Consider the following 19658-nt stretch of genomic DNA (forward strand, 5'->3'; position numbering starts at 1 on the left):
ACCGCAGCAACAAGCCCCGCTCCTGCCGGGGCGCCAAGGCACGGCTTGCGCGCCACTGGCGCGCGTGCCTTGGAGCGCCCGCGCCGCAAGCGCGGGCCGGGGCGCGGAGCGGGGGTTGGGGTGAGGGTACGGGGCGAAGCCACTCGCTAGTCCCGGCTACGCCAGGCTTCGCCCGTACCCCCATCCGCCCATGCAGGGCACCTTACTCCCGAGGGAGAAGGATCAATCACTCGATGGGCTGGTTCAGCATCAACTCGCGTGCAAAGCGTACCGGCGGGGCGCCGTAGGACAGCATCTTGTCGTGGTACGCCTTCAGGTTGAAGTCCTTGCCCAGCTTGTCCTGCACCGCCTTGCGCGTGTCCAGATGTTCCTGCACGCCAACGAAGTAAGTCGGCAGCTGCGCGGACGACAGCTGCGCACGCACCCACTTGCCCGCCGCTTCGCTTTCCTGCTGGAAGGTGTCGTGGGTCATCAGGTGCATTGCCTTGTCGCGCTCCCAGCCGTCCACATGTACGCCCTGGTCGAGGATGGCGTTGGCGATGGTGCGCAGGTAGAACTTGAGCTGCACCAGGTGGAACAGCGGGTCGTTATCCAGATAACCCTGTTCCTGCATCATGCGTTCGGTGTACACCGCCCAACCTTCGGCGAACATGCCCGAGCGCAGCACCGCGCGCAGCGTGGAGTGGAACTTGGCCGAATGCCAGCCTTCCAGGTAATGGCCCGGGGTGCCTTCGTGGATGCTGAGCAGGTGGATCATGCGGCTGTTGTATTCGCGCAGGAACGAATCGACCTGCTGGTCGTTCCAGTCGTCGGGAATCGGCGAGACCGCATAGAAGGTCTTGAGATTCTTGTCGAGCGGGCCGGGCGAATCGCAGTACGCCACCGCCACGCCGCGCTGGAATTCCGGCATCAGGATGATGTCCACCGGCGAATCGGGCAGCGTCATCAGATCCTTCTGGCGCACGAACTCGGTGGACTGCGCCAGTGCGGCCTTGGCGTCGTCCACCACCTTGTCGCGGGCCGGCTTGTCGGCATAGGCCAGTTCCAGCGCCGCCTCGATCGCGGCCTGCTGCTGGTCGTCGTTGGGCGTCTCGGGCAGTTTGGGTGCGCCGGGCTTGTCCTTGAGCACCGTGCGGGCAATGCCGTACATCTGGCTACGGACGCGCTTGAGCTCGGACTCGGCGCGCTGCTTGATCTCGGCGCGCGACAGCGACGACAGCAGCGCGAATTTCAGCTTCTGGTCGTAGAGTTGCGCACCGACGCGGAAATCGCCCTTGGCATTGGGTACCAGCACGGTATCCAGCCAGGTCTGCTGCTCGGCCACGGCCTTGCGCAGACGGTCGATGGCGGCCTGCGCGCGGGCCGCCTCGATCGGGCCGAGTTGGCCGATGTTGGGCGCGATGAAGGTATCGACGATGCTGAGGATGCCCTTGTTCTGCTTGGCCACCGTCTCTGCATGGATCTTCGGCACGCGGGCCGGGTCCAGGTTTTGGCGCGCCTGCGCAAAGATGCCGGGAATCTTTTCCATGCGCTGCGTGGCGGAGGTCAGGCGCTCGGACAGCGGCGCGAATTCGCGCGCCATCAGGCCATACAGCGCGCTGCCGGCCAGGCCGTTGTAGACCTGCGGGTCCCAGGCCCAGCTCTGCAGCACCTCGGTGTTCCAGATTTCCGATTGCAGCTGGTTGCGCAGAATGGCCGCATCGACCTGGTTTTCGCGCGACAGCTTGGCGACCTCGATGGCATCCAGCTCGGCCAGCAAAGCCTTGCCGGCATCCAGGCTGCGCTGGCGGCCGGCGCTGCTCAGATCGTCGATCTGCGTGTCGAAGCGGTGATCGCCGGTCTGGGTGGCGGTGACCGGCGACAGCTGCATCCAGGTGTCGAGCGCGCGCTTGGACAGCGCTGCAAAGCGCGCATCCGGCGTCTGCGCATCCTGCGTCGTGGCATCAGGGGCGCCGGCGCGCGGCGATTCGGGCTGTTGCTGGCAGGCGCCGAGGCCGGCGAGCAGGGCGAGGACAAGCAAACGTTGACGCATGGTGGATCCCGATGGAAACAGTCCGCCAGCATAGGCATGTGCGCGCTTGTCCGCATCCGCCATTGGTTTAGAGTGGCCCCTTCCAAGGAGGATCACCATGCATTACGCCGGTAGCTGTCATTGCGGACGCATCGCGTTCGACCTGGAGACCGATGCGCCGATCACCGAGGCATACGACTGCAACTGCTCGCTGTGCCGTCGCCGCGGCGGCCTGTTGTGGTTCGGCACGCGCGCGCAGTTGCGTCTGCAGGGTGAGCCCGAGGCGCTGGGAACCTATCGCTTCAACCAGCAGCATATCGATCACCACCATTGTCCGCAGTGCGGCATCGCGCCCTTCAGCGAGGGCGTGAATCCCAAGACCGGCGAGGCCGGTGTCGCGGTCAACCTGCGTTGCCTGCCGGAACTGGATCTGGCCGCGCTGAGCGTGCACGCGGTCGATGGAGCAAGCCGATGAGGCGCGGCGTGCAGCGTTACGCGGTCGGGTTGCTGCTGGGCTGGGCGCTGAGCGGATGTGCCAGGCAGTCTGCGGAGATGGCGGCAGACGGCGGCGCGCCGGCGCCGGCACCGCCTACCGCGCAAGGCAACGCCCTGGCATATGAGCATGATGTACGGATCGAGCTGCCGGCCGATCAGATTGGCCAACGCATCGCGGCGGTACGCACCGCCTGCCAGTCCGCGCAGTTCGGCGACTGCACGCTGCTGGCGGTGGAGCAAACCGGTGGGCGCGACCCCAGCGGCGGCGTCAGCGTGCGGGTGGTGCCGGACGCCATCGAGCCGCTGGTGCAACTGGCCGGCCAGCATGGCGATGTCGCCGCGCGCAGCACGCGTGCCGAGGATCTGGCGCAGCAGATCGCCGACACCGGGCTGGCGCAGACACGCCTGCAGAAAGAACATGCCCGCCTGCTCGAACTGCAGCAACGCCGCGATCTGGCCGTGACCGATCTGCTGGCGCTGTCCAAGCGGTTGGCCGAGATTGAGGCCGAAGCGCAACAGGCCCAGCAGGACGCTGCGCAGCAACAACGGCGCGTACGCACGCAGTTGTTGACGCTCAATTTTCGCGGGACCGGTGGCGAGCGGGGCAGGGGCGAAGTTGCCGGGGCGGCAGCCGAGTTCGGCCAGGTCTTCGCGTCCAGCGTGGCCTGGGTGATCCGCGCGGTGGCGGCGTTGCTGCCGGTTGCGGTGGTAGGGCTGATTGCCGGCTGGCTGCTGCTGCAGGCATGGCGCTGGCGTGCGCGGCGGCGCCGGATGTCCTGACCACCACGCAGCCGGCCGGCGATGCCGCGCCGGCTGCGCGTGTCCCTGACGGGCGCTTACTTCAGAGAGTTACTCGAAGCGTTGAGGGTTGCACAGTGCTCTCAATTGCGCTGTCTGCACGCGGTAGCGGCGCAGCGCGTCGTGTGCGCCAGCTTCCGGGTACCGACTGCGCCTGCATGGGCAGCGCAGTCGTCTCTGGCCCGCTCAGCCTTCGTCGAGTTCGTACTCGACAAACACGTCCAGCTGCAGGGCCAGTTCCTGCACGGCGTCGCGCACCTTCTGCGCAGTGGCGTCGTTGCCGGCTTCCACCTCGAACTCGTGGCTGCCCGGACCTTCGTCGTCGGACAGGCCGGCCGAACTGGAGTCGTCGTCGTCCAGGTGCGGCATCAGATCGTCGACTTCTTCCACGTGCTCGATGCCTTCGATGCTCTGCAGCAGGTTGGCGATGGCACGCGCGTCGTCGTCGGTGCCGGTGATACGCATGCGAAGAGTAGGCATGGGAGTGTCCTGGGGATTGGGGAGCCAAAGCCTAGGCACCGGCAGGACAAAACGAGGTGATGGTGGGCGTCGGCTGCTCCATCGAGCATGTCACCCATCGAGCGCTTTTGCCGCTCGCGATAAAGCCCCTTTCCTGCGGGGTGACTTAAGGCAACGCTTGCGCGCCACTGACGCGCGCGTCTTCAAAGCCCCCCGGCGCAACAAAAAGCCTCTCTCCTGCGGGAGAGGGGGTGGGGTGAGGGTACGAGGCGAAGCCACACGTGCACTCAAACTCTGCCCGGTTTCGCTCGTACCCTCATCAGCGGCATCGGGGGCACGTCTCCCGGAGGAAGAAGCAACAGCCGCTCAAGGCCTCGCTGCTACCTCTTCGGACACCTTCTCTCCGTGAAGGGGGCGATGTCCCGGAGGCAAAACGCAGAGGTAACGCTCGCGCAGAGGGGGCAAGGGGAGATTCCTGCGCAACCTCATTCCGTAGCCGATGCTTTGCGCGATCGCCGCTGCGCGCGCGGTGCACCCGACGCCTCGCTCGCCGGCAACGCCACCAGCTCTGCCGGCAGTGCCGGCATCGGGGTGCGTTCGTCCAGGGCCTCGCGCTTGAGCCAGTCGATAAATGCCATTGCCGCAGGGCCGGGGACGCGGTGGCTGGGGTGCACGATGTAATAGGCGTAGCGTGCCTTGAGGGTGGGGCCGGGCAGGCGCACCAGCTCGTAACGCTGCAGATACGGTTGGGCGATGTGCTTGCGCGCCAGGACCGCGCCCAGGCCATAGACTGCCGCGCGCATCGCGTCGGTACTGTCGTTGAAGGTGTGCATCGGCGGCAGCGTGGTGCCGCGCACCTGGGCGGCACGGAACCAGTCACGCCAGCCCTGCGGCGACATGTCGGTCAGCAGCGGCAATTGCGCGATCTGCGCCGGCGTGCGTAGCGCGGCGACCTCCGGCAGCGATGGCGAGGCCACCGGAAACAGCTCATCGTCCATCAGGTGATGCGAGGTCAATCCGGGCCAGGCACCCTGTCCATAGCGGATGCCCAGATCCGGGCCGCCCTCTTCGAACCGGGAAAACGCCGCGTCCGATTGCAGATCCATGCGGATATGCGGGTACGCGCGACAGAAGCGCGGCAGCCGCGGCAACAGCCAGCAGTACGACAGCGAGCGCAAGGTGGTCACGCGCAACGGGATGGCGTCTTCGCGCGGATGCAGGTTGCCGGCCACGGAGGCGATCTCGGCCAACGCTGCGGTGGCGGCATCGGCCAGCTGGCGCCCTTCCGCGGTGAGTTTGACCCCACGCGGCAAGCGCTGGAACAGGGTCACGCCCAGCAGCGCCTCGAGCTTGCGCACGTGGTGGCTGACCGCACTGGCGGTCAGATGCAGTTCTTCGGCGGCATGCGCGAAGTTCTGGTGGCGCGCGGCGGCGGCGAACACGCCCAGCGCGGGTAACAGGGTAGGGCGCAGGTTCATCGAGGCATGAATGAGATTTGTGGCTCGCCTCGATACTACGCGCTTGTCGCGCCTTCGGTGGCAGCCGATGCTGCATTACCCCATCGCGATGATCGTGCCATGTCCATCTGCCTGCCTGACGTTGTCCTTTGCGGTTTCAGCACTTCACCGCAGCTTGCGCAGGCGGGTCGATGAGCGCGCAACCGGCAACGCGGCCGGCGGCCGCGCCACGCGAATGGCGCACCCCGCTGGAGCTGGGGTTTCTTGGCATCGTCTGGGGCTGCTCGTTCCTGTTCATGCGCGTGGCCGCACCCAGGTTCGGCACCGTGGTGCTGGTGGAAATCCGCCTGGCGCTCGGGGCGTTGGTGCTGTTGCCGTTCCTGTGGCTGGCGCGCGAGCGGTTCCCCCTGCATCGCTGGCCGATGCTGGCGGCGATCGGCGTGCTCAACTCCGCGTTGCCGTTCCTGCTGTTCGCCTGGGGCGCGCAACACGCGCCGGCTGCGATCGGTGCGATCTGCAATGCGATGACGGTGTTGTTTACCGCACTGATCGCCTTCCTGTTCTTCGGCGAGAAGATCGGCACGCGTCGCGCGCTGGCCTTGCTGATCGGCTTCATCGGTGTGCTGGTGCTGGCCACCGGCAAGTCGGCCGGATTGAGCGTGGGGCCGGCGGCACTGGCGGGCGCCAGCGCGTCGCTGCTGTACGGCATCGGCTACAACCTGGTGAAGCGCCACATGGGCGATTTGCCACCGGCCGCGTCGGCGGCATCCACGCTGGGTTGCAGCGCGCTGCTGCTGGCACCGCTGGCCTGGTGGCAGTGGCCGACCACGCCGGTGCCGGCAGTGGCCTGGGCCTGCGCCACCGCGCTGGGCGTGGTCTGCACCGGGCTGGCGTTCCTGATGTATTACCGCCTGATCCAGCGCATCGGCCCGGCACGCGCCTCCACGGTGACCTACCTGGTGCCGGTGTTCGGCGCACTGCTGGCATGGTCGCTGCTGGGCGAGCCGTTGACCTGGACCATGCTGGTCGCCGCGGTGCTGATCCTGGGCAGCGTCGCCTTCAGCCAACGCGCCCGCTAGGCAAGCGCCCCACTTTTACGATTCCCGATTCCCGATTCCCGACTCAGCCAGCCGGCGGCGTCCGCACCGGCAACGGCACATTGCACAGATCGATATGCCCGGCCGGGCGCTTGTAGAAATCGTCTTTGCGGTTGCGGCGCGCTTCGGCCACATCGCGGAAGGTCTGGCTGTCGGTGCGCAGCAATTGCAGTGGCGTGCGTTCGGGCAAGGGCACCTCGCTGGCCAGGCGAATGGCGCGGATCGGCGAGCGCTGCGTTGCGTCTTCGTAAAACCCCATCGGGTCCGGGCCGCGCGGGATCACGCTGAGCAACTCCATGCCCTTGACCACGCGACCGACCACGGTGATGTTACGGTCCAGCTGGCGCGGCGATTGCCCGGTGACCACATACAGCTCGGCGCCGATGCTGCTGTCTTCGTCGTTGTTGCGGCCGGCGCCCAGGGTGCCGTAGCAATGCGCCAGCCAGGTCTTGCCGCTGGCGCTGTCGCGCCCGACCGGGAAGCCGTCGACAAAGCCTACCTGCGCTGCCCAGCCATCGCTGTCGGGCAGGCGCTGGAAATCCAGACCCTGCGATGGACGTTCGAATTCGGCCGGCAGGTGCGTCTTCGCCGAGCCCAGCGACCTGGCCTTGGCCGGCGTCTCGCCATCCGGGTCGCCGAACTGCACCACGAAGTTGTCCTGCGAACGGTAGATGCTGAGCCCGTCCCAGAAGCGTTCGTGCGCCAGGGTGCGGATGTTGCCCACGTGCGCGGGCGCAAACTGCGGCGCCAGCTCGATGATCACCCGTCCGCCATCCAGTTCCAGGTACAGCGTGCGCTCGGGGTCGAGCACGCGCCATGCGCTGGCCGGCGAGGCATCCAGGATCTGTTGCGGGCTGCGATAGGCGGCGTTGGCGGCAGTCGGTAACACCAGGGCAAGCAGGCAGGCGGAAGCAGCAGTGCGCAGAAGCATGAAGGCAGCCAGCGGGAGGGATGCCCGATTCTTGCCGACCACGCGCCCGGACGCAAAGCGCACGCACAGCAGGACGCCGGCGGAATGCGCCGGCGTCGTGTTGTCATGCGCATGCCTGCTGCTGCCGTGCGCTTACGGGTTGTTGCGCACGTGCGGGCTGGTGTGGTGAACGTTGGCGCCGTGGTCGTTGCCGAACAGCAGGACCAGCTGCCACAACGCGCAGAGGCCGACCAGCGTGTAGACCACACGCGACAGCAGGGCGTCCTGGCCGACGAACAGCGTGGCGACCAGATCGAACTGGAACAGGCCGACCAAGCCCCAGTTCAAGCCGCCGACGATAAGAAGCACCAGGGTGATGACGTTGAGCGTTTTCATGAAGAACAGACCATGCGGGTTGGGAGATCCCAGCGACCGCATGTCGCACGCAACGCCTCGTGAGCGTGCACGGGGCCGTGACGGGCTGGCGCACGCCACGATCACCTCCGCACGACGCGCGCGAAACCGATGCAATGTGTTGGCCATCCGGCAATGCACCGGCGGCGCAATGTCAGCGTGCCGGTTTGCGCTTGACGTACAACTGCTTGCGCACCCGCGCCACCACCTCGCCCTGGCGGTTGTGCACTGTGTTTTCGAACCAGCGCAGGTGTTTTTCGCCACTGGCGGTGGCCGCGCGCAACTCGGCCAGCACGCTGTCGTCGATGACGAACTCCGCACTGACCGTGCCGCGCCCGGGTTTGACGAATTCGATGCTGCCGGCCTTGTCCCACACGTAGTAGTCGCGCCCCAGGTTCTGCATGGTCAGCAGCATCCAGAACGGGTCGGTCATCGCGAACAGGCTGCCGCCGAAGTGGGTGCCGACGTAATTGCGATTCCACGGCCGCTGGCGCAGTTCCACGCTTGCGTGGCGGTAATCGGCCGACAACTCGGTGACATGGATACCGGCGAACAGGTACGGCGGCCACAGGTTGATACCGAGCTTGAACAGTGAAGCGCGCATGCGGCCAGGGTCCATGGCGGGGGCGGGCCCGCAGCATACCATTCGCATGCGTATGGAGGTTGTGGCGGTGACGGCAACGCCCGGCCGGCCTGCACCGGGCGCCATGGTGCCGGTTGCGCTTAGAACACCAGCGACGACATCTTGCGGCGGTAGCGGCCGACCAGGTCTTCGTCTTCGATCACCCGGAACGCATCGATCAGGCTACGCCGCGGCAGGTTGTCGTCGAAGGCGCGGTCCTGCCGCAGCATTTCCAGGAACTGCTCCAGCGCGACTTCGTCGTGGCCGTCGAGCAGGTGGCGCACGCCGAGCAGATGGCGCGCACGCAGGTCGGTGCCGTTGGCCGCAACGGCGGCCTGCAGGGCGTCGGTATCCGGCGCGTCCTTGAGCACATTGGCAAAGCTCAGCCGCGCCTTGGCGCGCACCGCGCGGTCGTCGGTGGCCAGGTTAGCGGGCAGGGCGTCGATCAATTGCTCGGCCTCGGCGGTGTCGCCGGTCTTGAGCAGCGCCAGCGCCAGGTCCAGCTTGAGCTCGTCCTTGTCCGGCTCGGCGGCGATCGCCTCGCGCAGCGCGGCCACCTGGTCCTGCGGCTCGAGCGGGGCCGGCGGCAGTTCTTCGGCGACCTGCGGCTCGGCCGGCAGCACGCCGTGCTGGGTTAGGAATTCGCGCACCTGGCCTTCCGGCATCGCACCCGGGAAACCGTCGACCAGTTCGCCGCCCTTGACCAGGAACACCGTCGGCACCGAGCGGATCTGGAACGCGGCGGCGATCTGCTGCTCCTTGTCCACATCGACCTTGGCCAGCTCGAAGGCGCCGTTGTAGTCGGCGGCGAGCTTTTCCAGGATCGGCGTCAACGACTTGCAGGGGCCGCACCAGGTGGCCCAGAAGTCCACCAGCACCGGTGTCGTCAACGATTTCTGCAGGACCTCGGTCTCGAAGGTGTCGGTGGTGGCATCGAATACGTGCGGCTTGTCGGACATGGGCTTCCAGAAGTGATTGCGGCAACAGTGGGAGGTAATGGTGGCAAACCGGGCCGACACAAGGCTGGCCGGCCCGGGCGCATGGCGCGTGGCCGGCCGTCACGCCGGCAGGGGTTCACGCCACGCGCGCCCGGCACGACAATGCTGCGTCCTGGTGGCGCAGCCTGCGCCCCGCGTTGGAGCAAGGCAATGACACGCATCGATGGCACCCAGCGCTACCTGGGCCTGGTCGCCGCAACCGTCTTCGTGCTGGCGGTGGCCGGGTTCGGCGTGGCACTGCCCGGTTACCTGCAGGCCAGCCATCCGGTTGCGCTGCTCGGTGCCAACGGGATGCCGCATGCGCTGGGCTTCAACCTGCTGGCGTTCGTGCTGGTCGGTGCGCTCGGCATGGCCACCGGAGTCAGCCTGCTGGCGCGCATGCCGGCCAGGTCCAGCTGGAGCCTGCGCGTGGGCGGGCAGTTGATCGTGCTGGCCGGGCTGGCCTTTCTCGGCATGGGCGCCTTGCCCCTGGACCCCACCGATCTGGACGGGCGCGCTAGCCAGGCCCATGCCACCGCCTGGCTGCTGTGGGCGGTGGCGTTCGTGCCGGGCATGTTGCTGCTCGCCGCCGCGCTGCTCAACCGGCCCGGCACCCGCGCACTGGCGTGGCTGAGCCTGGGCGCGGGGCTGCTGGTGGCGGTGCTGGCGTTCGGCCCGCCGGGCCTGCTGCGGCAGGCGATCGCCCAGCGCCTGGCGTTCCTGGCCTGGGTCGGCTGGCTCGCGGTGGCGGCCTGGCGCTGGCCGGCCAGACCCGCCACCTGAGGCAAGCGTTTGGAGCACCTGCTGCACTGCGGTACCCTGTGCCGCTTTGCACCGCCCGAGCATCCGCTCCCAATGTCCACCGTCGAACCGAACGCCTACGACCCGCAGCAGGTCGAAACCTCCGCCCAGCAGTTCTGGGATGCCACCCGCGCCTTCCAGGTCGACGAAACTTCGGACAAGCCGAAGTTCTATTGCCTGTCGATGCTGCCGTACCCGTCCGGTGCGCTGCACATGGGCCATGTGCGCAACTACACCATCTCCGATGTGGTCAGCCGCTACAAGCGCATGACCGGCCACAACGTGATGCAGCCGATGGGCTGGGACGCGTTCGGATTGCCGGCGGAAAACGCGGCGATCAAGAACAAGACCGCGCCGGCCAAGTGGACCTACGCCAACATCGAGCACATGCGCGGCCAGCTCAAATCGCTGGGCTATGCGATCGACTGGTCGCGCGAGTTCGCCACCTGCACGCCCGAGTACTACGTGCACGAGCAGCGCATGTTCACCCGGCTGATGCGCAAGGGCCTGGCCTATCGCCGCAACGCAGTGGTGAACTGGGACCCGATCGATCAGACCGTGCTGGCCAACGAGCAGGTCATCGACGGCCGTGGCTGGCGCTCCGGCGCGCTGGTGGAAAAACGCGAGATCCCGCAGTGGTTCCTGCGCATCACCGACTACGCGCAGGAACTGCTCGACGGCCTGGACCAGCTGGACGGCTGGCCGGACTCGGTCAAGACCATGCAGCGCAACTGGATCGGCCGCTCGGAAGGGCTGGAGATCCAGTTCGACGTGCGCGACACCGACGGCGCTGCACTGGACCCGCTGCGGGTGTTCACCACCCGCCCGGATACGCTGATGGGCGTGACCTTCGTGTCGATCGCCGCCGAGCATCCGCTGGCGTTGCATGCGGCCAAAACCAACCCGGAGCTGGCCGCGCTGCTGGAAACGCTCAAGCACGGCGGCGTCTCCGAAGCCGAGCTGGAAACCCAGGAAAAACGCGGCATGGCCACCGGCCTGACCGCGGTGCATCCGATCAGCGGCGAGCAGGTGCCGGTGTGGGTGGCCAACTTCGTGCTGATGGGCTACGGCACCGGCGCGGTGATGGCGGTGCCCGGCCACGACCAGCGCGATTTCGAGTTCGCCAACAAGTACGAGCTGCCGATCGTGCAGGTGGTCAAGCTGCGCGAGCCGCGCAACGACGACGAGCAAAGCTGGGACGCCAGCCAGTGGCGCGACTGGTACACCGACAAGAGCCGCCCGCTGGAGTTGATCAATTCGGCCGAGTTCGATGGCCTGGATTTCGGCGGCGCCTTCGAGGCGTTGGCCGAGCGCTTCGAGCGCAAGGGCCAGGGCCAGCGCCGGGTCAATTACCGCCTGCGCGACTGGGGCGTCAGCCGCCAGCGCTACTGGGGCTGCCCGATCCCGGTGATCTATTGCGCCAAGTGCGGCGCGGTGCCGGTGCCGGAAGACCAGTTGCCGGTGGTGCTGCCGGAAAACGTGGAATTTGCCGGTACCGGTTCGCCGATCAAGACCGACCCGACCTGGCGCCAGACCACCTGCCCGGACTGCGGCGGCCCGGCCGAGCGCGAGACCGACACCTTCGATACCTTCATGGAGTCGAGCTGGTACGTGGCGCGCTACACCAGCCCCAACGCACGCGACATGGTCGATCGCCGCGCCAATTACTGGATGCCGGCCGACCTGTACGTGGGCGGCATCGAGCACGCGATCCTGCACCTGATGTACTTCCGCTTCTATCACAAGCTCATGCGCGACGCGAGGCTGGTGGACAGCGACGAGCCGGTGACCAACCTGCTCACCCAGGGCATGGTCATCGCCGACACCTTCTATCGCGATGCCGACAACGGCGGCAAGGACTGGATCAATCCGGCCGACGTGGAGATCCAGCGCGACGAGCGCGGCCGCGTCACCGGCGCGGTGCTGATCGCCGACGGCCAGCCGGTGCACATCGGCGGCACCGAGAAGATGTCCAAGTCCAAGAACAACGGCGTGGACCCGCAGTCGATGGTGGCCAAGTACGGCGCCGACACGGTGCGGCTGTTCTCGATGTTCGCCGCCCCGCCGGAGCAGTCGCTGGAGTGGAACGAGGCCGGTGTCGATGGCATGGCGCGCTTCATGCGCCGGTTGTGGGTGCAGGTGCACAAGCACGTGGGCGAGGGCGCTGCCGCCGCACTGGATGCCGCCGCGCTGAGCGCCGAGCACAAGGCGATCCGCCGCAAGACCCACGAGACCATCGGCAAGGTCAGCGACGACTACGGCCGCCGCCACAGCTTCAATACCGCGATCGCCGCAGTGATGGAGCTGTCCAACGCGCTGGCCAAGTTCGACGATGCCGGCGCGCAGGGCCGTGCGGTGCGCCAGGAAGCCCTGGAAGCGATGGTGCTGCTGCTCAACCCGATCACCCCGCACGCCAGCCACGCCCTGTGGCAGGTGCTGGGCCGCGGCGAGACGCTGCTGGAAGATGTCGCGTTTCCGCAGGTCGATGCCGCCGCGCTGGTGCGCGACGCGCTGACCCTGGCAGTCCAGATCAACGGCAAGTTGCGTGGCACCATCGAGGTCGCTGCCGATGTCGGGCGCGAGCAGATCGAAGCGCTGGCCCAGGCCGAGCCGAACGCGGCCAAGTTCCTGGACGGGCTGAGCGTGCGCAAGATCATCATCGTGCCCGGCAAGATCGTGAATATCGTGGCGGGCTGATCGTTGCCACGCCGGTCCGGGCAGTGTCGCGGACCGGTGTGGCGACGCGCAGATGAGATTGCCGCAGTGGCGTGTGGTCATTCATTTCACCGGCGCGTGGCGACGCGTTTGTCATTCCCGGGCGCCGCGGTTTTCGCGGCGCCCTCTCAAGCCCCGTTCACGCGGTGTCGGGCAGGCTAGCCGCCTGTTGCCGCCGCCGGGGCGCTCATCCAGACTGTGCCCATGATTCGATTTCCTACTGCCTTCGCTGCGTCCCTCGTGCTTGTCTCGAGCCTCACCGCCTGCGGCTTCCATCTGCGCAACTCGCTGGCGCTGCCGCCGGATACGCCTGCGGTGAAGGTGCAGTCCGCGGTGCAGTACAGCGAATTGGCCAAGTTGCTGCGGCGTGGCCTCAAGGCCGCCGGCGCCACGCTGGCCGACGAAGATGCCAAGACCGGCTTTGCTCAGGTGCAGGTGTTGTCCGAACGTTGGGGCGATCTGCCGATCGCCATCGACAGCCAGGGCCGCGCGCAGGAGTACAGCCTGCGCTATGCGGCCATCTTCACCGTCACCACTGCCAGCGGTTCGGTGCTGGTGCCGCAGCAGGTGATCGAGCTGTCGCGCGACTACGTGTCGCCACCGGTGGACGCCACCGGTACCGCCACCGAGCGCGAGATCCTGGCCAACGAATTGCGCAAGGACATGTCGGCCTCGATCCTGCGGCGCATCGACAGCGTTGTGCGCGCGCGCGTGGAGCGGGGCGAGACGCTGGAAAGCACGCCCAGCGCACCGCTGCAGCCGGCCACCACACCGCCGGTGCAACAGCCATCGACAACGCCCTCATCGACGACACCTGGTTCGACGCAACCGTCGACGACGCCACAACCGTCATCGAACAACCGCTGAGCCAGCGCGCGCTTCTCGCCCCATGGAACTTCGTCCCGAGCAGCTCGCCGGCCAGTCCAATCAGCCGCTGCAGCCGGTCTACCTGATCGCCGGTCCGGAGACCTTGCGCGTGCTGGAGGCGGCCGATGCGGTGCGCGCACGCGCACGCGCCGAAGGCATCAGCGAGCGCGAGGTCTTCGATGCCGATGGCCGGGAGTTCGACTGGAACCAGCTGGATGCGACCTTCAACGCGCCCAGCCTGTTCAGTCCGCGCCGGCTGGTGGAAGTGCGCCTGCCCAGCGGCAAGCCGGGCAAGGACGGCGCCGAGGTCATCACCCGCTTCTGCGCCAACCCGCCGCCGGATGTGGTCCTGTTGATCACCGCCAACGACTGGAGCAAGGCGCACCAGGGCAAGTGGGCCGATGCGATCGGCCGCATCGGCACCATCTCGGTGGCCTGGGCGATCAAACCCCACGAGTTGTCGGACTGGATCGAGCGCCGCCTGCGCAGCCACGGCCTGCGTGCCGACGCCGCTGCCGTGCAGCGCCTGAGCGAGCGGGTGGAAGGCAACCTGCTGGCCGCCGCGCAGGAAATCGACAAGCTGGTGCTGCTGGCCGATGGCAAGGTGCTGGACCTGGAGGCGATGGAGTCGCTGGTTGCCGATGCGGCGCGCTACGACGTGTTCCGCCTGGCCGAAACCACCTTTTCCGGGCAGCCGGCCGCAGTGATCCGCATGCTCGCCGGCCTGCGCGCCGAAGGCGAGGCGGTGGCCGCGCTGATGCCGATCCTGATCAAGGAACTGCTGCGCACCGCGTCCCTGGCCAAAGTGCAGGCCAACGGCGGCAACCTCGCCGCCGAAATGAAGGCGCAGGGCCTGTGGGAATCGCGCCAGGCGCCGTTCAAGCGCGCGCTGCAACGGCATCCCGAACCGCGCCGCTGGGAGCGCTTCGTCGCCGAAGCCTCGCGGGTCGACCGCATGGCCAAGGGCCGCGCCGATGGCGACCCCTGGGTCGGCCTGGAACGCCTGCTGGTGGCCGTGGCCGAAGCCCGCGCGGTGAGATTGCTGGCGTGAAAGCCGGCGATGCCGCCACCGGCGACCACGCCTCCGCCAACAGCGATGCGCGCTCCACCTCCCGACACAGCGCAACCCCAGGCCAGGCCGCAAATAAGGCCACCCCGAGCAGCGCGGCCCAAACCTCTCCGCCCACCGAGTCCCACCCGGCAGCACCGGCTCCGCGCTCTTCCGATTCTCCAATCCCGATTCCCGAATCCCAGCTCCACCTCTACTACGGCGGCACCTTCGATCCGGTCCACCTGGGCCACCTCGCCATCGCCTGCGCCGCGCGCGACGAGCTGGGCGCGTTGGTGCACCTGGTCCCGGCCGCCGATCCGCCGCACCGTCCCGCACCCGGCGCCACCGCAGCGCAGCGCGCGCGCATGCTGGAGCTGGCGCTGGCCGACGCCCCCGGGCTGGCGCTGGACACCCGCGAGCTGCAACGCGCCAGCCGCGACCGTGCGCCGTCCTACACCGTCGAGACCTTGCGCGCGCTGCGCGCCGAGCTCGGCCCCACGCTGCCGATCGCTTGGCTGCTCGGTGCCGATGCCTTCGTCGGGCTGAGCAGCTGGCATCAGTGGGAGGATTTGTTCGAGCTGGCGCATTTCGTCATCGCCGCGCGTCCGGGCACGACGCTGGACCTGGCCGCTACGCCGCAGCTCGCCGCCGCAGTGCAGGGCCGCTGGGCCGCCGGGGCGGGCGAGCTGGGCATGTCGCCAGCCGGCCGCCTGTGGTCGCTGCAGCAGCCGTTGCGCGGCGAATCGGCCAGCGCGGTGCGCTCGCGCATCGCCGGCGGCGGCGACTGGCAGGCGCTGGTGCCGGCGTCGGTGGCGGCATTTATCGCGCACGAAGGCCTCTATGGCTGCACCCTGCCGACGAGCTGAACACGCAACTGGCCGGACCGGCCTATAATTCACGCCAATTCCATCGAGTTGCCCGCTTTGACCACCCAAGCCCAAGTCATCAAGACCTCCATCCCGAATCCGCCGCCGTCCGTGCCGGCCCTGCTGGCCACCGTGCGCGAGGCCGTGGAGGAGCTGAAAGCCAAGGACGTGGTCGAGATCGATGTGCGCGGCAAGTCCAGCGTGTGCGATTACATGGTGGTCGCCTCGGGGACCTCGACCCGCCACGTGAAGTCGATCGCCGAGGAAGTGGTCAAGTTCGCCAAGCGGCTGGACGTGATGCCGCTGGGCGTGGAAGGCGAGCGCGAGGCCGAGTGGGTGCTGGTGGACCTGGGCGACGTGGTGGTGCATGTGATGCTGCCGCGCGTGCGCGAGTTCTACGCACTGGAACGTCTGTGGACGGTGGGCGACCAGCGTCCGGACGACGCGGATGCCGACTCCGAAGAGTGAGTGAGCCGGGCATGCCGCGCAATGCCCGACCCCCGACCGATGCGCCTGCCTCGCAGGCGCTGCAACACCTGCGCAGCCAGGGCGCGCACGCCTCCGGCGCGCCGCTGTCGCCGGCACGCAAGCGCTTCGACCGATTGCTGCAGGACCTGGAACGGCTTCGTGCCGACCTGCAGGCCTGGCACCTCGCGCTCTCGCTGTGGCGCGCGCGTTACCACGCCGAATTGCAGCCCTTGCTCGACCGCCGCCGCGCGGCCGACATCGCGCTGGTCGAAGAGCTCGATCGTGCGCATGCCACGGTCAAACTGGGCAAGGCCGACCGCGCCTTCCTGTCCGAGTTGCTGTGCGATATCGCCGCCCCGCTGATCGAGGCCGGCCACGAGGCACTGCGCCCGATCTACGATCGCCACAGCGCAGCCGGTTACGACCAGGAAGTCGCCGCGTCCGATGCGCTGATGAAGCAGATCCTCGGCCAGGCCTACGGACTGGATGCCGACGAGCTGGATGGCATCGATTCGCCCGAGCAACTGTACGCGCGCGTCAGCGAGCGCCTGCAGCAGGAGCGTGCCCAGCAACAGCAACGCCACACGCAACGGCGCAAGCGCGCCGAGCACAAGGCGGTGGGGGAGAATGCCGCGCCGCCGCCGCTGCGCGAGCTGTATCGCAAGCTGGCCGGCAATCTGCATCCGGACCGCGCCAAGGGCGCCGACGACCACGCCGCGCGCACCGTCCTGATGCAGCGGCTCAACGCGGCCTACAAGGCCGGCGATCTGCTGAGTCTGCTCGAACTGCAGGCCGAGATCGGCCTGATGGACGCGCAAGGCGTGGATGCGATGAGCGCCACGCGCCTGCAGGACTACAACCGCGAGCTGGATCGGCAGTGCAGGCAGTTGCAACAGCAGGTGCGGCAGCAGTCGGACGACTTTTGCGCCGAATACGGGCTGGAGCTGCCGTCGCGCCCAAAGCCGGAGCGACTGGGCCGGTTGATGGCCCAACTCAAGCGCGAGGTCGAAGACGACTTGCTGGACGCGCGCCGGGGCCTGCGCGAGCTGGAAGACCCGCAATCGTTCAAGCGCTGGTTGAAACTGCAGCGCGCCATGGCGGGCGCCCCCGACGCGCCCTGGTTCTGATCCCGGTGTTGAATGTCGTTGTCAGCGTGCACACCCGCCACCGCGGGTGCGCGCAACCGCGGTTGGGCATGCGCTGCCAGCCATGCGACCCACACGCCTGCCTGCGCGGCGTTGCACCGGCGGCCGGGTCGACGCGGCCGAACGGATGCCGGCCCGTTCGGCCGCAGTGGCCGTTGTCATCTGCCTACGAAAGCCAACTTACGGCCGCTCTCACAACGGCCCGCGCTCCCACGGCCCGGTGATCGCCAGGGTGATGCCCGGCGTCTGGATGTTGACGAACAGGGTGCGCGCCAGCGGATCCCAGCAGGCGCCGCAGAACTCGGTATCGCGGTAATCGCCCTCGGCAACGGTCTTGCCGGCATCGGCGATCTGCTGCGAGGTGAGCTGCACATTGTTCTTGGCCAGGTAGAACGACTCACCGCCGCGGGTCAGCCCGAGCAACCGCGCGCCGGGGCCGTATGCGTCCGGGCTCTCGCCGCCGTCTTCGCACAGCACCACGCCGCCGCGCGCGCTGACGGTGACGTTGTCCGGGTTATGTGCGGCCAGCTGATTGCCGCTGACGAACAGGGCGCTCAGGCGCTGGGTGAACAGGTCCAGCACCCACACCGCGCCATTGCCGTAACCGCGCCGGCCCTGCGCATCCACGCCGGTGCTGGTGTCGACGATGAAGAGCTTGCCGTAGCTATACCAGATGCCTTCGCCACGGCTCATGCGCAGCGCACCGTCTGCCCAGGCCTGCGCGAACGGCCCGCTCAGGGTGTCGTTGGCGCCGATGTCGGCAAAACCGGCCGGCGCGGCGATGCTGTCCAGATCCGGCTCTTCGATATCCACCCATTCCAGCTGGAACTGCTGGCCGATGCTGGCCACGGTGAGATCGGCATTGCGCCGCCCGCGCACGCGTGCGGCCTGCAGGCGGCCACCATTTTCCAGCGAGCCATTGCGCCCACGGCGGTCGTTGGGAATGAAGCGGTACAGACCGGCCTTGTTGCGATCGTCCTCGGTGAGATAGACGATGCCGGTGCGCGGATCGATTGCCACCGCCTCGTGGCTGAAGCGGCCCAGCCCGACCAGCGGCCGGCCGGTGGTGCGCTGGCTGTCCGGATCCACTTCGAACACGTAGCCGTGCTTGCGGCCGGTGCTGGATACCGCGTTGGTCTTGATCTCCTCGCAGCTCAACCAGGTGCCCCATGGCGTCGGGCCGCCGGCGCAGTTGACCAGCGTGCCGCCCAGGCTCGGCTCCAGGCTGCCCCAGCCGCGGCGGCCGTAACTCAGCGTAGTGGTGCCGCCGCCGGCCAGTTGGGTGCCGCTGACGATGCCGGTGTCGTACATCGCCGGTGCGCGGAACGGCGTGGTCGCACCGCGTTCGTGGTTGCGGATCAGCACATATTCCAGGCCGCGCGACGGATCGCTGCCCGGACGCCAGTCGGGCCGACGCAGCCCGACCACGGCCATGCCGTCATGGCGGTCGGGGCAGGGCTGGCCATCGTCCATGCGATCGCCGCTCCAGCCGAACGAGCGGTAGCTGAAACCGCGCGGCAGCTGCAGCAACGGCAGCCCGGTGCTCTGGTCGGCGACCGGCGCGAGCGGGCCATACCGGCTGGGCACCGGGGCAAGTTGCAGCGGCGGCGAGGTGCTGGTGGCGGCCTGGGCCTGGCGCGCTTGCAGCGCGCTCAAACTGCCAAGCGCACCGGCGGCCATCGCGGCAGCGCTGCCCTTGAGCACCTGGCGGCGGGCGGGATCGAAAATCGGCATCGAACGACTCCTGCGGGCTGGGTAGTGCGCCGACCCTAGAAGCCCGCTGTAACCGCACCATGACACCGGTGTGATCGACCCGGTTCCGATGCCCAAGCTGTGACGCGGATATCATGCCGTCATGAAATGCCGACTTATCGCTACCGGCGAGCGCGCACCGGCCTGGGTGGCGCAGGGCTTTGCCGAATACCAGAAACGTCTCTCGCACTGGATGCCGCTGGAGCTGGTCGAGATCGAACCCGGCCTGCGCGGCAAGGGCCGCGATGCACAACGGGCGATCGACGACGAGGGGCGCCGCGTGCTCGCCGCGCTGCCCAAGAACGCCTACGTGGTTGCGCTGGATATCCCGGGCCGCCCGCTCAGTTCGGAACAGCTGGCCCAGCGCATGGAGCACTGGCGCGGGCAGGGCCGCGATCTGGCGTTCCTGATCGGCGGCCCCGAAGGTCACGCCGCCGAGGTACTGAAAACCGCCAGCGAAAGCTGGTCGATCGGCCTGCTGACCCTGCCGCACATGCTGGTGCGCCTGATCGTCGCCGAGCAGCTGTACCGCGCTGCGGCGATGCTGGCCAATCATCCGTATCACCGCGCGTAAGCGGCATCGCGACGGCAGTACTCCGCGCGTAGCCCGTTCGCTTTCGAGATGGGTATGTGCGCCAGTAGCCGGGCACATCCTCAACCCGATTCACGAGACCGCACGTCGTCAGTGTGCACGCAAGGCGCGATGCAACGATGCGCCTGCAACAGCTGAAACCGTGGCCTCGCAGCAGCTGG

Annotated in this window: 19 protein-coding genes; 11 read left to right on the forward strand and 8 right to left on the reverse strand. The window is 68.0% G+C overall.

Annotation, left to right across the window (positions count from 1 at the left end; genetic code table 11):
* Nucleotides 1-226 precede the first annotated feature (226 nt).
* Nucleotides 227-2032: a DUF885 domain-containing protein gene (locus tag FHT08_RS05205; RefSeq protein ID WP_166774478.1), complete on the reverse strand. Its 1806-nt coding sequence runs from the start codon at nucleotides 2030-2032 to the stop codon at nucleotides 227-229.
* 97 nt (nucleotides 2033-2129) lie between these two features.
* Between FHT08_RS05205 and FHT08_RS05210 the strand changes: the two genes are divergently transcribed.
* On the forward strand, nucleotides 2130-2486 hold the full coding sequence (locus tag FHT08_RS05210) for a GFA family protein (RefSeq protein WP_104535840.1): 357 nt from the start codon (nucleotides 2130-2132) through the stop codon (nucleotides 2484-2486).
* Complete coding sequence (locus FHT08_RS05215) at nucleotides 2483-3286, forward strand: DUF4349 domain-containing protein (RefSeq protein ID WP_166774479.1); 804 nt, start codon at nucleotides 2483-2485, stop codon at nucleotides 3284-3286. The genes FHT08_RS05210 and FHT08_RS05215 overlap by 4 nt, the downstream gene beginning before the upstream one ends.
* A 204-nt stretch (nucleotides 3287-3490) precedes the next feature.
* On the opposite strand, the gene FHT08_RS05220 is transcribed toward FHT08_RS05215, so the two are convergent.
* Together FHT08_RS05220 and FHT08_RS05225 are read right to left on the reverse strand one after the other, a co-directional pair.
* Nucleotides 3491-3784, reverse strand: a complete 294-nt coding sequence (locus FHT08_RS05220; protein ID WP_104534137.1) for a hypothetical protein — start codon at nucleotides 3782-3784, stop codon at nucleotides 3491-3493.
* A gap of 464 nt (nucleotides 3785-4248) precedes the next feature.
* Nucleotides 4249-5241: a LysR substrate-binding domain-containing protein gene (locus FHT08_RS05225; protein WP_166774480.1), complete on the reverse strand. Its 993-nt coding sequence runs from the start codon at nucleotides 5239-5241 to the stop codon at nucleotides 4249-4251.
* A gap of 170 nt (nucleotides 5242-5411) precedes the next feature.
* On the opposite strand from FHT08_RS05225, the gene FHT08_RS05230 reads away from it, so the two are divergent.
* The gene (locus FHT08_RS05230) at nucleotides 5412-6299 is read left to right on the forward strand and encodes a DMT family transporter (protein ID WP_104535837.1); all 888 of its coding nucleotides are present in this window, start codon (nucleotides 5412-5414) and stop codon (nucleotides 6297-6299) included.
* Between the two features lie 43 nt (nucleotides 6300-6342).
* Here FHT08_RS05230 and FHT08_RS05235 read toward each other — a convergent pair whose 3' ends face one another.
* The 4 genes from FHT08_RS05235 to trxA all read right to left on the reverse strand — a co-directional run bounded on the left by FHT08_RS05235 (nucleotide 6343) and on the right by trxA (nucleotide 9222).
* Nucleotides 6343-7248 carry a peptidylprolyl isomerase gene (locus FHT08_RS05235; protein WP_166774481.1) on the reverse strand — a complete coding sequence of 302 codons (906 nt, stop codon included), beginning with the start codon at nucleotides 7246-7248 and terminating at the stop codon, nucleotides 6343-6345.
* Nucleotides 7249-7380: 132 nt separating this feature from the next.
* The gene (locus tag FHT08_RS05240; RefSeq protein ID WP_104606050.1) at nucleotides 7381-7623 is read right to left on the reverse strand and encodes a DUF378 domain-containing protein; all 243 of its coding nucleotides are present in this window, start codon (nucleotides 7621-7623) and stop codon (nucleotides 7381-7383) included.
* A gap of 172 nt (nucleotides 7624-7795) precedes the next feature.
* Nucleotides 7796-8245 (reverse strand): DUF4442 domain-containing protein, encoded by a 450-nt coding sequence (locus tag FHT08_RS05245; RefSeq protein WP_104606051.1) that lies wholly within the window; start codon nucleotides 8243-8245, stop codon nucleotides 7796-7798.
* A 119-nt stretch (nucleotides 8246-8364) separates the two neighbouring features.
* Nucleotides 8365-9222 carry a thioredoxin gene (trxA, locus tag FHT08_RS05250; RefSeq protein ID WP_104605979.1) on the reverse strand — a complete coding sequence of 286 codons (858 nt, stop codon included), beginning with the start codon at nucleotides 9220-9222 and terminating at the stop codon, nucleotides 8365-8367.
* A 189-nt stretch (nucleotides 9223-9411) separates the two neighbouring features.
* Here trxA and FHT08_RS05255 point away from each other — a divergent pair, with 189 nt between their 5' ends.
* The 7 genes from FHT08_RS05255 to FHT08_RS05285 all read left to right on the forward strand — a co-directional run bounded on the left by FHT08_RS05255 (nucleotide 9412) and on the right by FHT08_RS05285 (nucleotide 17135).
* Entirely contained in the window at nucleotides 9412-10023 is a 612-nt protein-coding gene (locus FHT08_RS05255; protein ID WP_166774482.1) for a DUF998 domain-containing protein, read from the forward strand.
* A 72-nt stretch (nucleotides 10024-10095) separates the two neighbouring features.
* Nucleotides 10096-12738: a leucine--tRNA ligase gene (gene leuS, locus FHT08_RS05260; protein ID WP_166774483.1), complete on the forward strand. Its 2643-nt coding sequence runs from the start codon at nucleotides 10096-10098 to the stop codon at nucleotides 12736-12738.
* Nucleotides 12739-12960: 222 nt separating this feature from the next.
* On the forward strand, nucleotides 12961-13623 hold the full coding sequence (gene lptE, locus FHT08_RS05265) for an LPS assembly lipoprotein LptE (RefSeq protein WP_104535832.1): 663 nt from the start codon (nucleotides 12961-12963) through the stop codon (nucleotides 13621-13623).
* Nucleotides 13624-13645: 22 nt separating this feature from the next.
* Nucleotides 13646-14674, forward strand: a complete 1029-nt coding sequence (gene holA, locus FHT08_RS05270) for a DNA polymerase III subunit delta (RefSeq protein ID WP_104605983.1) — start codon at nucleotides 13646-13648, stop codon at nucleotides 14672-14674.
* Between the two features lie 182 nt (nucleotides 14675-14856).
* The gene (gene nadD, locus FHT08_RS05275; protein ID WP_343204136.1) at nucleotides 14857-15540 is read left to right on the forward strand and encodes a nicotinate-nucleotide adenylyltransferase; all 684 of its coding nucleotides are present in this window, start codon (nucleotides 14857-14859) and stop codon (nucleotides 15538-15540) included.
* A gap of 57 nt (nucleotides 15541-15597) precedes the next feature.
* On the forward strand, nucleotides 15598-16008 hold the full coding sequence (rsfS, locus tag FHT08_RS05280; RefSeq protein WP_104605985.1) for a ribosome silencing factor: 411 nt from the start codon (nucleotides 15598-15600) through the stop codon (nucleotides 16006-16008).
* A gap of 11 nt (nucleotides 16009-16019) precedes the next feature.
* The gene (locus tag FHT08_RS05285) at nucleotides 16020-17135 is read left to right on the forward strand and encodes a J domain-containing protein (RefSeq protein ID WP_166774485.1); all 1116 of its coding nucleotides are present in this window, start codon (nucleotides 16020-16022) and stop codon (nucleotides 17133-17135) included.
* 210 nt (nucleotides 17136-17345) lie between these two features.
* On the opposite strand, the gene FHT08_RS05290 is transcribed toward FHT08_RS05285, so the two are convergent.
* Entirely contained in the window at nucleotides 17346-18887 is a 1542-nt protein-coding gene (locus FHT08_RS05290) for an alkaline phosphatase PhoX (RefSeq protein WP_166774486.1), read from the reverse strand.
* 121 nt (nucleotides 18888-19008) lie between these two features.
* Here FHT08_RS05290 and rlmH point away from each other — a divergent pair, with 121 nt between their 5' ends.
* A complete protein-coding gene (gene rlmH / locus FHT08_RS05295; protein ID WP_166774487.1) occupies nucleotides 19009-19479 on the forward strand; it encodes a 23S rRNA (pseudouridine(1915)-N(3))-methyltransferase RlmH in 471 nt (156 codons plus the stop codon).
* Nucleotides 19480-19658 lie beyond the last annotated feature (179 nt).

The sequence above is a fragment of the Xanthomonas sp. CFBP 8151 genome (genome assembly GCF_011761885.1).
In the GTDB taxonomy this organism is placed as follows: Bacteria; Pseudomonadota; Gammaproteobacteria; order Xanthomonadales; family Xanthomonadaceae; genus Xanthomonas; species Xanthomonas arboricola_B.

Bases quoted from the DNA above. Each gene is read 5' to 3' on its own strand.
- FHT08_RS05205 (WP_166774478.1), bottom strand. From the start codon at position 2,032: ATGCGTCAACGTTTGCTTGTCCTCGCCCTGCTCGCCGGCCTCGGCGCC.
- FHT08_RS05210 (WP_104535840.1), top strand. From the start codon at position 2,130: ATGCATTACGCCGGTAGCTGTCATTGCGGACGCATCGCGTTCGACCTG.
- FHT08_RS05215 (WP_166774479.1), top strand. From the start codon at position 2,483: ATGAGGCGCGGCGTGCAGCGTTACGCGGTCGGGTTGCTGCTGGGCTGG.
- FHT08_RS05220 (WP_104534137.1), bottom strand. From the start codon at position 3,784: ATGCCTACTCTTCGCATGCGTATCACCGGCACCGACGACGACGCGCGT.
- FHT08_RS05225 (WP_166774480.1), bottom strand. From the start codon at position 5,241: ATGAACCTGCGCCCTACCCTGTTACCCGCGCTGGGCGTGTTCGCCGCC.
- FHT08_RS05230 (WP_104535837.1), top strand. From the start codon at position 5,412: ATGAGCGCGCAACCGGCAACGCGGCCGGCGGCCGCGCCACGCGAATGG.
- FHT08_RS05235 (WP_166774481.1), bottom strand. From the start codon at position 7,248: ATGCTTCTGCGCACTGCTGCTTCCGCCTGCCTGCTTGCCCTGGTGTTA.
- FHT08_RS05240 (WP_104606050.1), bottom strand. From the start codon at position 7,623: ATGAAAACGCTCAACGTCATCACCCTGGTGCTTCTTATCGTCGGCGGC.
- FHT08_RS05245 (WP_104606051.1), bottom strand. From the start codon at position 8,245: ATGCGCGCTTCACTGTTCAAGCTCGGTATCAACCTGTGGCCGCCGTAC.
- trxA (WP_104605979.1), bottom strand. From the start codon at position 9,222: ATGTCCGACAAGCCGCACGTATTCGATGCCACCACCGACACCTTCGAG.
- FHT08_RS05255 (WP_166774482.1), top strand. From the start codon at position 9,412: ATGACACGCATCGATGGCACCCAGCGCTACCTGGGCCTGGTCGCCGCA.
- leuS (WP_166774483.1), top strand. From the start codon at position 10,096: ATGTCCACCGTCGAACCGAACGCCTACGACCCGCAGCAGGTCGAAACC.
- lptE (WP_104535832.1), top strand. From the start codon at position 12,961: ATGATTCGATTTCCTACTGCCTTCGCTGCGTCCCTCGTGCTTGTCTCG.
- holA (WP_104605983.1), top strand. From the start codon at position 13,646: ATGGAACTTCGTCCCGAGCAGCTCGCCGGCCAGTCCAATCAGCCGCTG.
- FHT08_RS05285 (WP_166774485.1), top strand. From the start codon at position 16,020: ATGCCGCGCAATGCCCGACCCCCGACCGATGCGCCTGCCTCGCAGGCG.
- FHT08_RS05290 (WP_166774486.1), bottom strand. From the start codon at position 18,887: ATGCCGATTTTCGATCCCGCCCGCCGCCAGGTGCTCAAGGGCAGCGCT.
- rlmH (WP_166774487.1), top strand. From the start codon at position 19,009: ATGAAATGCCGACTTATCGCTACCGGCGAGCGCGCACCGGCCTGGGTG.